The sequence below is a fragment of the Rhodococcus sp. D-46 genome, assembly GCF_011290655.1.
GTDB classification, from domain to species: Bacteria; Actinomycetota; Actinomycetes; order Mycobacteriales; family Mycobacteriaceae; genus Rhodococcus_F; species Rhodococcus_F qingshengii.
The window spans coordinates 34,408-48,516 of record NZ_JAANTF010000009.1 but is presented as its reverse complement, the minus strand read 5'-3'; the positions used below and the strand labels follow the sequence as shown (position 1 = coordinate 48,516).

At 64.1% G+C, this 14,109-nt stretch carries 12 protein-coding genes; 4 read left to right on the top strand and 8 right to left on the bottom strand.

Annotation, left to right across the window (positions count from 1 at the left end; genetic code table 11):
* Positions 1–22 precede the first annotated feature (22 nt).
* The 5 genes from G9U53_RS23235 to G9U53_RS23215 all read right to left on the bottom strand — a co-directional run bounded on the left by G9U53_RS23235 (position 23) and on the right by G9U53_RS23215 (position 6,770).
* Positions 23–862: a shikimate dehydrogenase gene (locus tag G9U53_RS23235; RefSeq protein WP_003944839.1), complete on the bottom strand. Its 840-nt coding sequence runs from the start codon at positions 860–862 to the stop codon at positions 23–25.
* Positions 852–2,162 carry an endolytic transglycosylase MltG gene (gene mltG, locus G9U53_RS23230; RefSeq protein WP_042445689.1) on the bottom strand — a complete coding sequence of 437 codons (1,311 nt, stop codon included), beginning with the start codon at positions 2,160–2,162 and terminating at the stop codon, positions 852–854. The genes G9U53_RS23235 and mltG overlap by 11 nt, the downstream gene beginning before the upstream one ends.
* Positions 2,159–2,692 (bottom strand): Holliday junction resolvase RuvX, encoded by a 534-nt coding sequence (ruvX, locus tag G9U53_RS23225; RefSeq protein WP_003944838.1) that lies wholly within the window; start codon positions 2,690–2,692, stop codon positions 2,159–2,161. The genes mltG and ruvX overlap by 4 nt, the downstream gene beginning before the upstream one ends.
* Before the next feature lie 2 nt (positions 2,693–2,694).
* Positions 2,695–5,367 (bottom strand): alanine--tRNA ligase, encoded by a 2,673-nt coding sequence (gene alaS / locus G9U53_RS23220; RefSeq protein WP_019748361.1) that lies wholly within the window; start codon positions 5,365–5,367, stop codon positions 2,695–2,697.
* 77 nt (positions 5,368–5,444) lie between these two features.
* Positions 5,445–6,770, bottom strand: a complete 1,326-nt coding sequence (locus tag G9U53_RS23215; protein ID WP_223304671.1) for a replication-associated recombination protein A — start codon at positions 6,768–6,770, stop codon at positions 5,445–5,447.
* A gap of 210 nt (positions 6,771–6,980) precedes the next feature.
* On the opposite strand from G9U53_RS23215, the gene G9U53_RS23210 reads away from it, so the two are divergent.
* Entirely contained in the window at positions 6,981–7,361 is a 381-nt protein-coding gene (locus G9U53_RS23210; RefSeq protein WP_003944973.1) for a nuclear transport factor 2 family protein, read from the top strand.
* 71 nt (positions 7,362–7,432) lie between these two features.
* Here G9U53_RS23210 and G9U53_RS23205 read toward each other — a convergent pair whose 3' ends face one another.
* The 3 genes from G9U53_RS23205 to aspS all read right to left on the bottom strand — a co-directional run bounded on the left by G9U53_RS23205 (position 7,433) and on the right by aspS (position 11,598).
* Positions 7,433–8,614: a kinase gene (locus G9U53_RS23205; RefSeq protein WP_058038753.1), complete on the bottom strand. Its 1,182-nt coding sequence runs from the start codon at positions 8,612–8,614 to the stop codon at positions 7,433–7,435.
* Positions 8,615–8,805: 191 nt separating this feature from the next.
* Positions 8,806–9,771 carry a DUF389 domain-containing protein gene (locus G9U53_RS23200; protein WP_058038752.1) on the bottom strand — a complete coding sequence of 322 codons (966 nt, stop codon included), beginning with the start codon at positions 9,769–9,771 and terminating at the stop codon, positions 8,806–8,808.
* An 18-nt stretch (positions 9,772–9,789) separates the two neighbouring features.
* Positions 9,790–11,598, bottom strand: a complete 1,809-nt coding sequence (gene aspS / locus G9U53_RS23195; protein WP_003944808.1) for an aspartate--tRNA ligase — start codon at positions 11,596–11,598, stop codon at positions 9,790–9,792.
* A 163-nt stretch (positions 11,599–11,761) separates the two neighbouring features.
* Here aspS and G9U53_RS23190 point away from each other — a divergent pair, with 163 nt between their 5' ends.
* The 3 genes from G9U53_RS23190 to G9U53_RS23180 all read left to right on the top strand — a co-directional run bounded on the left by G9U53_RS23190 (position 11,762) and on the right by G9U53_RS23180 (position 14,108).
* Positions 11,762–12,685 carry a neutral zinc metallopeptidase gene (locus G9U53_RS23190; protein WP_003945028.1) on the top strand — a complete coding sequence of 308 codons (924 nt, stop codon included), beginning with the start codon at positions 11,762–11,764 and terminating at the stop codon, positions 12,683–12,685.
* A gap of 74 nt (positions 12,686–12,759) precedes the next feature.
* The gene (locus G9U53_RS23185) at positions 12,760–13,389 is read left to right on the top strand and encodes a helix-turn-helix domain-containing protein (RefSeq protein WP_042448756.1); all 630 of its coding nucleotides are present in this window, start codon (positions 12,760–12,762) and stop codon (positions 13,387–13,389) included.
* A gap of 2 nt (positions 13,390–13,391) precedes the next feature.
* Positions 13,392–14,108, top strand: coding sequence for a hypothetical protein (locus tag G9U53_RS23180; protein ID WP_058038751.1), 717 nt, complete (start codon positions 13,392–13,394; stop codon positions 14,106–14,108).
* Position 14,109: the final 1 nt, after the last annotated feature.

The window sequence follows — 14,109 nt, the reverse complement described above, 5'->3', positions numbered from 1 at the left end:
TACCTCGACACTGTGAACAGACCTAAGCGATAGCGGCTGCCATCGCCTCTCGCGGAGCGGGCTTGCCCGTGAACTGCTCTACCTGCCCGAAGGCCTGATTGAGCAACATCTCGAGGCCACCGATCACCGTGCCATCGGCCGCCTCGACAACCGAAGCAAGTGGCGTCGGCCAGGGGTTGTAGATCGCGTCGAGGACAAATCGCGCCTTCCCCAATTGCTGGGCAAAGGGCGCTGCCGCTTCCGCGGGAACGGTACTGACCAAGACCGAGGATTCGGCGCAGATCCCGCCTAGCCGTGCGTCGTCGAAGGCGACCAGATCAATGTCCAACCCGACAGCACCGCCGCATTCGATGGCACCGGATGCGCGCCCCGGATCACGCGCGACCACGGTGACTGTCCGAACTCCCATGTCGGCCAACGCGACCAATGCCGGCCGCGCGGTGCCGCCCGCGCCGACAACTACCGCCGAAGTGCCGCTGAGATCGCCGACACCGCCGGCGATCAACGCACCGCTGACTCCGTCGACGTCCGTGCAGTCGGCACGCCAACCGCCGTCGATGCGAACCAGGGTGTTGGCCGAGCCGATGGTCACCGCTCGCGGTGTGCGTTCGGTGGCATATTCGAGTGCTGCGATCTTGCCCGGCATCGTCACCGAGAGGCCGATCCATTCGGGGCCGAGTGAGTCGACGAGGGCAGGCAACTGCTCGCCGGTGCATTCGATCCGCTCGTAGGTCCAATCGCTCAGCCCCAAAGCCGCGTACGCCGCAAGATGCAGCAACGGGGACTTCGAGTGAGCGATCGGGCTTCCGAGAACTGCCGCCTTACGGGGCGTCGCGAGCGAAGTCGCGGTACTACCGTCCACTGTCGAGAATCCCACTTTGCTGTGCCAGTTCGATGTTGGCCAAATGCTCCTCGTAGCTCTTGGTGAAGAGCGTCTGGCCTTCCTTGTTGATCGTGACGAAGTACAACCAGTCACCGGCCGCCGGCGATTCCACGGCCTTCAGCGCGTCGATGCTCGGCGAAGCGATGGGCGTTGCAGGCAGACCCGGCATTGCGTACGTGTTCCACGGCGTGACGCGCTCACGGTCGGCATCCGTGGTTGCGACCTCGGTGGTGTCGAGTGAGTAGTTGACCGTGGAGTCGAACTGCAGAGGCTGATCGACTGCGAGTCGGTTGACGATCACCCGCGCGACCTTGGCCATGTCAGCGGGCAACGCCTCACGCTCGACCAGCGACGCTGCCACCAACAACTGGTACGGAGACATTCCGACCCCGCTGCCGGCTGTAAGAATTCCCGTGGCCTCGTACTTGGCGGCGCTACCCTCGACCAACGACCGCAGGATCTCGGTGGGCGTCGCAGTGGGATCGAAATCCCAACTGCTGGCGGCGATCAGGCCTTCGAGCTGACGGTCCTTGTCCGGCACGCTCTTGACCGACGACATCGCCCATTCGGGCACGCCGAGCGAAGCCAGATCGGAAGATGCTCCCGCAGTGTTCAATTCGTCTGTCGAGACACATTTCTGAGCGGAAACCGGGCCGACACAACTCGCCTCGGAAATGAGGTTGTAGATGCCCTTCTTGAGCGAGCCGGTCTGCGCGTCCGAACTGTCGTGCAGCTGACGCCCTTCGGCGATGACAACACTGCCGACTCGGGAGTCCGGGGCAACCAAGGTGTCGAGTGCGCTCGCGGCGCTACTCTGCACCGGCACCTGGTAGAAGCCGGGTTGCACCTTTTGGATCTCAGACGGATTGGCGATCGCCGCGTTGTAGAAAGCAGCGGAACTCGCGACGACGTTCTTCGCCTCGAGCGTCGCACCGATCTCCGATGCAGTTTCTCCACTGTTGATCTGGATGACCACGGGTGCGCCGCCGGGGCCGGCAAAATCCTCCGCGGTCTTGTTGCGATCCATGTACCAGAGAGCGCCGTATGCACCGACACCGAGGACTGCGATCACCAACACCAGCAGGGCGAGAACGCCGACCTTCTTGCCACGCTTGGCGCGCTTGTTGCGCGCTTCGCGTTGCTTGCGTGCCTCGGCTCGCGACATATGCGGCGGATCGATGTTCTGCGGCAGTGCACGCATGACCATGGTCTCGTCGTTGTCGAAGTCGAACGAACTGGTGGGCCGGCTTCCGCCGCCCTCATCCCACCGCGCGTTCACAGATCGCCCTCCAGTGCAGCGTCCTTCGACGACTCCCCTGGTTTCACAGCTCTACTCCGCTCGTCCAGCCAGCCTTGCAGGATTTCCACCGCCGCAGCCTGATCGATCATCGGTCGCTGGCCGCGTGCCTTGACTCCACTTTCGCGGAGATTGCGCGCAGCCGTGACGGTCGTCAGTCGTTCGTCGGACAGTCTCACCGGGATCGGTTCGACGGCCCGCTGCAGTCGTTTGGCGAATGCAGTCGCGATACCGGCGGCTTTACCTTGCTCACCGCGCAGCGTCTGTGGCAGTCCGACGATAACCTCAACGGCCTCGTATTCGGACACGATGGCGATAATGCGCCGGATATCCGGCGCGTCGGGCCCACGCTCCTTCGAGCGTGGAACCGTTTCCACCGGTGTCGCGAGGATGCCGTCGGGGTCGCTGGACGCGACGCCGATGCGAACACTGCCCACGTCGATGGCGATGCGCCGCCCGCGACCAGGGTCGTCGATGCCGGGGCGATCGGGACCCTGCTGCGTAGCCACCACCGTCAGCTGCCGCCCGCCAGCTCTCCGACTCTGTCCCGGATCGCATCGAGCGCCGCCGGGATTCCTGCGGAGTCCGAACCCGAACCCTGGGCCATGTCGGGTTTTCCGCCGCCGCGGCCACCGATCTTGGGACCGAACGACGCGACCAGCTCGCCGGCCTTCACACCGAGACCTTGAGCTGCCTTGCTCGAGGCGACCACGAACGGAACCTTGCCGTCGACGTCACCGAGCAGAGCTACGACGGCAGGTTCGGAGCCGAGGCGACCCTTGATGTCCGTGACGAGGCTGCGCAGGTCGTTTCCGCCGACTCCGGCGGGAGCAGGCTCGGCGATGACGAGGACACTGCCGATGCGCTTGGCCTTGGCGACGTACTCGCCTGCCGACGCCAGCACAGCCTTGGCCTTGGTCTGCTCGAGTTCCTTCTCGGCCACCTTGAGTCGCTCGACGAGCGCCTCGACGCGGGCGGGCACCTCTTCCGAAGGAACCTTCAGCGAGGAGGAGAGTCCGGCCAGGAGCGCGCGTTCCTTGGCGAGGTAGCGGTAGGAGTCCAAACCGACGTACGCCTCGACGCGTCGGATTCCGGAGCCGACCGACTGCTCACCGAGCAGCGTGACCTGACCGATCTGTGCGGAGCTTCCGACGTGAGTGCCACCGCACAGTTCCATCGAGAACGGGCCGCCGATTTCGACGACACGAACCTCGTCGCCGTAGTTCTCACCGAAGAGTGCCATCGCACCCATCGCCTTGGCCTTGTCGAGATCCGTGACAAATGTGTTGACCGCGTAGTTCGACGCCACGGCTTCGTTGGTAAGTGCCTCGATGTCCTGCTTCTGGGAGTCGGACAGCGCGCCCTGCCACGAGAAGTCGAAGCGGAGGTAACCCGGCTTGTTGAGCGAGCCTGCCTGCACCGCGTTGGGGCCGAGCACCTGACGCAGTGCAGCGTGCACCATGTGGGTGCCGGAGTGCCCCTGGGTTGCACCCTTGCGCCACTCGGCGTCGACGTGCGCGAGTACGACGTCGCCCTCGGTGATCTCACCCTTCTGCACCGTCACCTTGTGCGTCCAGACCTTCTTGGCGATCTTCTGTACGTCGTTGACCTTGGCTTCGAGGCCCGGCGCGGTGAGCGAACCGATGTCGGCGATCTGTCCACCGGACTCTGCGTAGAGCGGGCTTCGGTCGAGGATGACCTCGACGTCCTGACCGGCCTTCGCTACCGGGACACGGACGCCGTCGACGATCAGTGCGAGGACGTGAGCCTCGGAGACGAGTTCGTCGAAACCGGTGAACTCGGTGGCGCCTCGGTCGAGCAGTTCCTTGTAGACCGTGAGGTCGGCGTGGGCGTGCTTACGAGCCTGAGCGTCGTCCTTGGCGCGCTTGCGCTGCTCGGCCATGAGCGTGCGGAAGCCGTCCTCGTCCACGGTGAGACCGGCCTCGGACGCCATCTCGAGCGTGAGGTCGATCGGGAAGCCGTAGGTGTCGTGCAGTGCAAACGCCTGATCGCCGGCGATGACCGACTTTCCGGACGACTTGACCGTCTCGGCAGCATTCTCGAACAGAGCAGAACCCGAAGCCAGCGTCTTGAGGAACGCGGTCTCCTCGCCGACGGCAACGTTCTCGATGCGCGTGAAGTCGGTTTCCAGAACCGGGTACGACGGCGCCATCGTGTCGCGGACGACGATCATGAACTCGCGCATGGTGGGCTGCTCGCTGCCGAGCAGTTTGGCCGAACGCACGATGCGACGCAGCAACCGGCGCAGGACGTAGCCGCGGCCGTAGTTGCCGGGGTTCACACCGTCGGCGATCAACATCGCTGCGGTGCGTGCGTGGTCGGCGATGACGCGGAAACGGACGTCTGAAGTGTGGTCGGTCCCGTAGACACTGCCGGTCAGTTCGGCGGCCTTGTCGATGACGGGGCGGAGAAGATCTGTCTCGTAGACGTTTTCGACGCCCTGCAGGAGGAACGCAACGCGCTCGACGCCCATGCCGGTGTCGATGTTCTTCTTCGGCAACGGTCCGAGGATCGGGTAGTCGCCCTTGTTGGTGCCCTCGCCGCGCTCGTTCTGCATGAACACGAGGTTCCAGATCTCGATGTAGCGATCCTCGTCGGCTTCGGGGCCACCCTCGACGCCGTATTCGGCGCCGCGGTCGTAGAAGATCTCCGAGCAGGGGCCGCACGGCCCGGGAATGCCCATGGACCAGTAGTTGTCCTTCATGCCGCGGCGCTGGATGCGCTCTTCGGGCACTCCTACCTCGTCGCGCCAGATCGAGAACGCTTCGTCGTCGTCGAGGTAGACGGTGGCCCACAGGCGCGTGGGATCGATGCCGTATCCGCCGTCCTCGACCGAACCTGTCAGCAACTGCCAGGCGTGGGAGATGGCTTCCTTCTTGAAGTAGTCACCGAAGGAGAAGTTGCCCGCCATCTGGAAGAAGGTGTTGTGGCGGGTGGTGATGCCGACCTCTTCGATGTCCAGGGTGCGGACGCACTTCTGCACGGACGTCGCCCGTGAGTAGGACGGCGTCTGCTGCCCGAGGAAGAACGGCACGAACGGAACCATGCCCGCGTTGACGAACAGAAGGTTCGGGTCGTCGAGAATCAGCGAGGCGCTGGGCACCTCGGTGTGGCCGGCCTTGACGAAGTGGTCGAGGAATCGCCTGCGGATCTCGTGGGTTTGCACTAACCGGTCCTTACCTTCAAGAGCGTCGAGCTATGGGTGTCCAGACTAACGCGTCGGCCGGTGGAACCTGGCAGGCGTCAGCCACGAACTATTCGGCGAAGTTTGCTCACCCGATCGGCGATCTCCCGCTCGTTGCCGTGCGCGGTGGGCTGGTAATAGTCGACACCCACCAGATCGTCCGGTGGATACTGTTGCCGCAGAACACCATCACGTGTGTCGTGCGGGTACTTGTATCCGACTGCGTTGCCCAATTGCTCGGCGCCCTTGTAGTGCCCGTCACGCAGGTGCGGCGGTACCAGTCCGGATTTTCCGGCGGCCACGTCGGCCATGGCCGCGCCGAGTGCGGCGATGACCGCACCCGATTTGGGAGCCGTCGCCAGATGAATGGTGGCCTGTGCCAGCGCCAGACGAGCCTCCGGCATACCGATCAGCTGCACTGCCTGCGCCGCGGCGGTGGCAGTCTGCAGCGCCATCGGATCAGCCATGCCGATGTCTTCGCTGGCGTGAACCACCAGACGCCGTGCGATGAAGCGAGGGTCTTCGCCCGCGGTCAGCATCCGTGCGAGGTAGTGCAGGGCGGCGTCGACGTCTGATCCACGAATGCTCTTGATGAATGCACTGATGACGTCGTAGTGCTGATCTCCGGCACGGTCGTACCGAACCGCGGCCTTGTCGACACTGGCCTCGACGGTCGCGAGGTCGAGCACCACCGGGCCCGAAGCGTCACCGGCCGTGTCCAGTGCAGCTCCGGCGGCAGCCTCGAGTGCCGTCAGGGCTCGGCGGGCGTCGCCGGCCGCCAGACGAACGAGGTGTTCCATCGCGTCGTCGTCGATCGTGATCGCTCCGCCGAACCCGCGTTCGTCGGCGACAGCGCGCTCGAGCAGTTCCTGGACATCCGCAGCGGTGAGCGATTGCAGTTGCAGGACCAACGAGCGCGACAACAGAGCGGAGACGACCGAGAACGACGGGTTCTCGGTGGTCGCGCCGACCAAGAGCACGATGCGGTTCTCGACCGCGGCGAGCAAGGCGTCCTGCTGGGTCTTGGAGAAGCGATGAACTTCGTCGATGAACAAGACGGTTTGTTCGCCGTTCAGCAGGCGGCGGCGCGCGAGTTCGATGACACCGCGGACTTCTTTGACTCCGGCGGACAGAGCCGACAGAGCCTCGAACCGGCGGCCGGTAGCACCCGAGATCAACGATGCGAGCGTGGTCTTGCCGGTGCCGGGAGGTCCGTACAGAAGTACCGATGCGGCGCCGGACCCCTCGACCATTCTGCGGAGTGGCGCGCCGGGCCCGAGTAAGTGCTGTTGACCGACAACTTCACCAAGAGTGAGCGGACGCATGCGGACAGCCAGAGGAGCACCGGGCGGCACCGAGGACAGGGCGCGCTCGGCTACAGACACGACATCTGGTTCGTCGACGATCGCGGATTCCTCCGGAGTTGCCTCGAACAGGCCGTCTTCCGCCACCACGCCGTCTTTCGCCCCCACACTGTCTTCCGCTTGCCAATCGCTCACGAATCGACGCTACTAGAGACCACCGACGCCCGACACAATCCGCTGTTCCGCCAGCCCTCACCCAGTCGTGAATCCGCATTGGATAGCGTTGTCGCCATGAGCACCTCCGAGATCGCCACCGTCCTCGCGTGGCACGATGCACTCAACTCCCAAGACGTCGACACTCTGCTGCAGTTGTCGAGTGACGACATCGAGGTAGGCGGCCCCAAGGGCGCGAGCCAGGGACTCGCTGCCCTGCGCGAGTGGGCCACCAACGCCGGCATCACGCTCGTCCCCGGAAAGATGTACGTCCACCACGGCGTGGTCGTCGTCGAACAGACCGCAACGTGGGCGGCCGAACCGGACAAGTCCGCGACCCTGGCCTCTGCTTTCCGAGTCGTGGCCGACCAGGTGACGTCGACGTTCCGGCATCCCGATCTGGCGACAGCGCTCGCGGCGACGGACCTGTCCGAGAACGATCTGGTCTCCGACAACTGATCGGACTCGACCCAGAAAGGGCGCTCGTGCTTCGTGCACGGGCGCCCTTCTGTGTGTGATCGGTCAGGGCCTCAGCTGAACTCGGTCCGCAGCGCCGCCACGACCTCGCGGGCGTGTGCCTCGACGGCGTCGTTGCCGGCGAGCTGAGCCGAGCGTGCGAGCCTGGCCCAGCGTCCGACCAGTGCGTCGGCGCGTGGAATCGAGAGATAATGTTCGCGGACGGCGGCGATACGCGAATGATCCTCGGGCAGGTACAGATAGGTACTGAGCCAGACCCAGATGAGTTGGGCCTCGACGATCCTGCGCCCCAATTCGGCCTCGTCGGCCAGGGCGGGCCACATCCCCACCACCTCGGCCCGCCAGGCATCGACCATCGCCGACGCCCGCTCTTCGGTCAGGTCGATGTTGCACAGGCAACCGGGGAAAGACACCAACGCGTAGGTGATGTCGAGGAGGGCATCGCGGTAGCCACCCCACTCGTAGTCGAGGAACTGCACGCCGTCGTCGTTGACGATGATGTTGTCGGGGCACAGGTCCGACGGACTGAAGGCACGGAACCGGCCACCGCTGAACAGTGTCTGCGCATGCTGAACCTGCTCGAGAATGTCCGAACTCACATCGATGCCGAGACTTTCCACCAGCATCGCGGGAACACCGGCCACGGCACGTCCCACCTGATCCGCCACTTCGTCGGAACAATGCGCAACCTCGGCTCGACGCAGAAGCGCGGTGAAGTCGTCCTCACGGCCGACGGTCGCGGCGTGCATGCGTCCCATTGCCTGAGCCATGGCCATCAACGTGTAAGTGACGGTGTCCGGGTCGGAGTCTTCGAGTCGGACGCTGATTGCGGTGGCGTCGCCGAGATCACTCAGGATCAGGAGGCGAGCATCGAGGTCGGACGCCAACAGTTCGGCGCCGGGGCGTGCGTCCTTGGCAAGCGCGTTGGCGAACTGATACGACACCGCTTCACGAAGGAATGCGGTCTCGACGTCGAAGTCACCTTCGGACGCGGCCGGGAGCGCAATCGCTGTTTTGGTAGCTCCCTGGAAGTTGTCGCGGACCTGCTTGATCACCAAAGTTCGGGGCAGGGAGAACGGGTTCTCGGCGACACGAACGCGCAGCACGACGGTGCGGCCACTCCCCCCGAGATCTACGGGATCCACCAGGGTTACGGGTGCCCCTGTGCGGCGTGTCAGCAACTGCTCAGCAGCTGCGACGACTTCGGAAACGGGGTCTGCCAGTAATGCGGTCATCACCGACCAACTTACCCGTTAGTGACTCCGATCATGCCCAGCTCGTCCGCTCGCAGCGGAGAATTCAAGGCCTCACAGCAACAGAAATTGCCGACTACCTGCGGCGATGACAAAAGTCCCTAATCGCCACACCGGCTCACAGTTCTCTCGAGAATTTTGCTGTCGGTGAGCAGAACTCCGAACCTGCGACGTCATGGAGTTTTGTCCTCGTCGACAAATCGAGAAATGCCTTTCAACGCTGCTTCGAATTCCTCGTCGGCCCGGGTTCTGAGCCAGAGAACAATCACGCAGGCAGTGACGATCCCGAGCAGGTTGACAGCCAGTTGCAGAGACGACAACCCGGCGATCCGCCATTCTCCGTTTGCTGCCGCAACCACCGCGAAACCGGCGGCAGGAACCGTGGTGACAGAGATGAACACCCCGACCAAGGCAGCGGACTTCGACGAGACGAGTGCCAGCATCCCAGCCGCACCGGCAAGAAGCGCGACGACAAACGAAATGGGCCCGACCTTGTATACGAAATCGACCTCGTGGAGTGACTCGAGACTGACGACGTCCATCCATCCGAAGAACTTCACCACGAACGTTGCGGCAAGCGTCACGCCCATCGCGATGGGGAATCCGACGGCAAGCGCGAGAATCGAACGCCGACGCAACCGTCGATCCCGCCGTACGAGTGCGACTGCCAAAGCAGCCAGCGGACCGAACTCCGGACCGACGACCATGGCGCCGACGATCGTGATCTGAGAGTCGGTCACGACGCCGATCGCGGCCAGCAGACACGCAATGGTCAGGAACGCGACGAACAATCCGTTGAGAGTCGACTCTTCGCGAGTGCGGGACAGCAATTCCTCCCACACGACGGAATCCGCGGGATCACCAGGCACGTCACGCTCGGCTTTGCGCGCCGCCGCCGACAACACCGTCTCGACCGGTACGAGCGTCATTCCGCCGTCCTCGGCGACGCCGAGTTCGTTCAGGGCATCGACGACGTCGTTTGCCGCCTCACGGGCGACGTCGGCCTCCACCATGTCGCCGGCAGGATGAACCGCGACGTCGCGCATCACGACGATGTGTGTCGCGCCCCGCTGCGACGCGAGCGCACCGAGAACTTGCTCGGTGCGCTCGGTCGGGCAGATCACCCGCAAATGCAGCATGGCGATCCGGTGTCGGCTCTACTTGGCTTCGCCGGTGTCGCCTTCGGACTTCTTGTCCTCTGACTTCTTCTCGGGCTTCGCGTCGATACCCGATTCCTTGCGCTGCTGAGCCGAGATCGGTGCCGGAGCATCCGTCAGCGGGTCGACGCCGCCGCCGGACTTCGGGAACGCGATGACCTCACGGATGGAATCCATGCCGGCGAGGAGCGCGGTGATGCGGTCCCAGCCGAATGCGATTCCGCCGTGCGGCGGCGCACCGAAGGCGAAGGCGTCGAGGAGGAAGCCGAACTGCTCCTGCGCCTCTTCCTCGGAGATACCCATCACCTTGAACACTCGTTCCTGAATGTCCTTGCGGTGGATACGAATACTGCCGCCGCCGATCTCGTTGCCGTTGCAGACGATGTCGTACGCGTAGGCGAGAGCGGAATCCGGATCGGTGTCGAACGTGTCGAAGAACTCCGGCTTCGGCGACGTGAACGCGTGGTGCACGGCGGTCCACGCGGAGTGGCCGAGAGCGACGTCACCGGATGCAGTGGCGTCGGCGGTCGGCTCGAACATCGGAGCGTCGACGATCCACACGAAGGCCCACGCGTCAGGATCGATGAGGTCCTTCTTGCGGGCGATCTCACCACGGGCAGCGCCGAGGAGGGCGCGCATCGGCTTCGTTGCACCAGCTGCGAAGAAGACGCAGTCTCCCGGCTGAGCTCCGACGTGGGCGGCCAGGCCCTCACGCTCGGCGTCGGTCAGGTTCTTGGCAACAGGTCCACCGAGAGTGCCGTCTTCACCGACCAACACGTACGCCAGACCCTTGGCCCCACGCTGCTTGGCCCATTCCTGCCAGGCGTCGAGTTGCTTGCGCGGCTGGCTTGCACCGCCGGGCATCACGACGGCGCCGACGTACTCCGCCTGGAACACGCGGAACGTCGTGTCCTTGAAGAAGTCCATGCACTCGACGAGTTCGATGTCGAAACGCAGGTCCGGCTTGTCGCTGCCATAACGACGCATTGCCTCGGTGTAGGTCATGCGGTCGATCGGCGTCTTGATCTCGTGGCCGACGAGCTTCCAGAGCGCCGTCAGGATTTCCTCGGCGAGCAGGATGATGTCGTCCTGGTTGACGAAAGCCATCTCGATGTCGAGCTGAGTGAACTCGGGCTGGCGATCGGCGCGGAAATCCTCGTCGCGGTAGCAACGTGCGATCTGGTAGTAGCGCTCGATGCCGCCGACCATGAGGAGCTGCTTGAACAGCTGCGGGCTCTGCGGCAGTGCGTAGAAGCTACCGGGCTGAAGGCGCGACGGCACCAGGAAGTCACGGGCACCCTCGGGCGTCGAGCGCGTGAGCGTCGGAGTCTCGACCTCGACGAACTCGTGATGCGCGAGAACGCCGCGCGCTGCAGCACTTACCTTGGAGCGCAAGCGAATTGCGGAGCCGGGGCCTTCACGACGCAGGTCGAGGTAGCGGTACTTGAGGCGCGCTTCTTCGCCGACCTGATCGTCGAGCTGGAACGGCAGCGGTGCGCTTTCGTTGAGAACCTCGAGTTCTGTGGCGTTGACCTCGATCGCTCCGGTGGGGATCTCGAAGTTCTGGTTGCCCTCTGGGCGAACCTCGACCGTTCCGGTCACGCGAACGCAGTATTCCGCGCGCAGACGGTGCGCCTGCTCGGCCACGTCACCTGCCCGGAAAACTACCTGCGCAACTCCGGATGCATCACGGAGATCGATGAAGATCACTCCGCCGTGATCACGACGCCTGGCTACCCAACCGGTGAGCGTTACGGTCTGCTCTGCCTGCTCGGGTCGCAATGAACCGGCGAGATGTGTGCGCAGCACGGGATTCCTTTCGAACTACTTCCAATAACCGACGACCGACTACTTTGCCTGCGATCCTACGGAGCGAACTGCACAGAGCGGAAACGCGGACCCGCATCGCATGCGAAGCTATCTCCAGAAGTGACGGCAAGCACTTGTTCACGACAGCAGAAAGCGGACATAGATGACCTTCAACGAGGGGGCCCGCGGCGAAGCGGGACGCGTTCAGGTTCAAGGCGGCGGGGGTGGCGGTGGCCGCGGCGGCAAAATCGCGATCGGCGGTGGCGCGGGCGGCATCATCGTTCTGATCCTGGCGCTGTTGTTCGGCGGTGACCCCGGCTCACTCCTGGGTACGTCTACCGAGACTTCGAGTTCGTCGACCGGACTGTCGTCGGTCGACGAGTGCACCGGTGCTCAGGCAAACGCCGATGTGAACTGCCGCGTCACACTGACCGTCGGAAGCCTCGACGACGTTTGGGAACAGCAGTTGGTCAAGCAGACCGGCACGGCGTACGTGCGACCCGAAGTCATTCTGTTCAGCGGTTCGGTCAACACCGGTTGCGGCCAGGCGTCTAGTGACGTCGGTCCGTTCTACTGCCCGGCCGACCAGACTGCGTACTTCGACACGAGTTTCTTCCAACTACTCGTCGACCGTTTCGGTTCCAGCGCCGGACCGCTCGCACAGGAGTACGTGGTCGCGCACGAGTTCGGACATCACATCCAGAATCAGCTCGGCGACATCGGCCGCGCGCAGGCCGACCCGCAGGGTGAGCAGTCGGGTGCGGTTCGCACCGAACTCCAGGCCGATTGCTACGCAGGCGTCTGGGCACATTTTGCGGACACGATTCCCGATCAGGCGACCGGTCAACCGTTCCTGAAGCCCTTGTCAAAAGACGACATTCGCGACGCGTTGTCCGCCGCCTCGTCGGTGGGCGACGACCGTATCCAGAAGTCCACGACCGGTCGGGTCAACCCTGAAGGTTGGACACACGGCTCCTCCGCACAGCGTCAGGCGTGGTTCATGACCGGATACCAGACCGGCCAGATTTCGTCGTGTGACACGTACTCGGCGCGGGATCTGAACAACCCGCCCGACCTCAAGCGATAGCGAATCTCCGAAACCATCCCACCGAAAATTTTTTCTGTCTTGACAGATTTTGTTGTCGGTGGGATGGTTTTCTCATGTTGGACGTAGCAGTCATCGATCGCCCCGGAGCTGCCGAGGCGTCGCTCGATCCGATTCGGCAACGGATTCTGGCCGAATTGGCGGTGCCGGGATCGGCATCCTCGCTGGCGCCCCGGATCGGGCTGACACGCCAGAAGGTGAACTACCACCTGCGCACTCTCGAAGACCACGGACTTGTCGAGCTCGTCGAGGAACGCAAGCGAGGCAACATGACCGAGCGAATCATGCAGGCCAGTGCCGCGTCGTACGTCATATCCCCTGCCGCCATGTCGGCGCTCGCCCCAGACCCGGGCCGGTTCCCCGATCAGCTCTCGGCGCGCTGGCTCGTCAGTCTCGCAGCGCGGATCGTCCGAGAGGTCGGCGAGCTGATCGCCGGCGCAACTGCAGCCGGAAAACCGTTGGCGTCCTTTGCCATCGACAGCGACATCACCTTTGCCACGGCGGCCGACCGTGCCGCGTTCGCCGGCGAACTCGGCGAGTCGATCAACTCACTCGTCGCCAAGTATCACAACGGCAATTCCGAAGGCGGACGCAAACACCGCCTCGTTGTCGCCTTGCATCCCAGCCTCACCACACCCCAAACCATCACAACCCAAGCCATCGACGCGCCCGAAACGGAGAAGTAGCAATGTCCGAGAAATTCGAAATCCGCCGCGAGGTGGTCGTCCCAGGAACCCCCGAGCAGATCTGGGCCGCCATCTCGGCCGAAACGGCCGGCTGGATGTTCCCCTCCCCTCTCGAGATCCCCGCCGACGGCAGCCGCCCGGACAGCCCGATCATCGCGACCTGGGAGCCGCCCCGCGAACTCGCCATCCACATGCAAGGCCCCGACGGCTGGTTCAACAACCTCGAATACGTCGTCGAAGCACGCGACGAGAGCACCGCCGTTGTCCGCTACGTCCACGCCGGAGTGTTTGCCGATGACTGGGACAACCAGTACGACGGCGCGAGCAAGCACACGGACTTCTACCTGCACAGTCTCGGCCAATACGTGCGGTACTTCGCCGGAAAACCCGTCACCTATGTCTCGGCCGAAGGCCCGGAATCCTCGTCCGCGCCGCAAGCGATGGGAACGCTTCGCAGCGCCCTCGGAATCACCTCGGGCGCCGGTGTCGGTGACTCCGCGTCGGTGGAAGTCCCCGGAATCGGAACCGTCGACGCGATTGTCGACTACATCAACGACTGGTTCATCGGCTTGCGCACCGAGGACGCATTGCTGCGGTTCTACGGCCGAAATGCTTTCGGCGGCAACGTCGACGCGGCCCATCACCTCTTCGCAGAGGGCGCTGACGGTGGATCAGCAACGGCAGCGTGGCAGGGCTGGCTCGACGGCGTGTTCGCCTGAG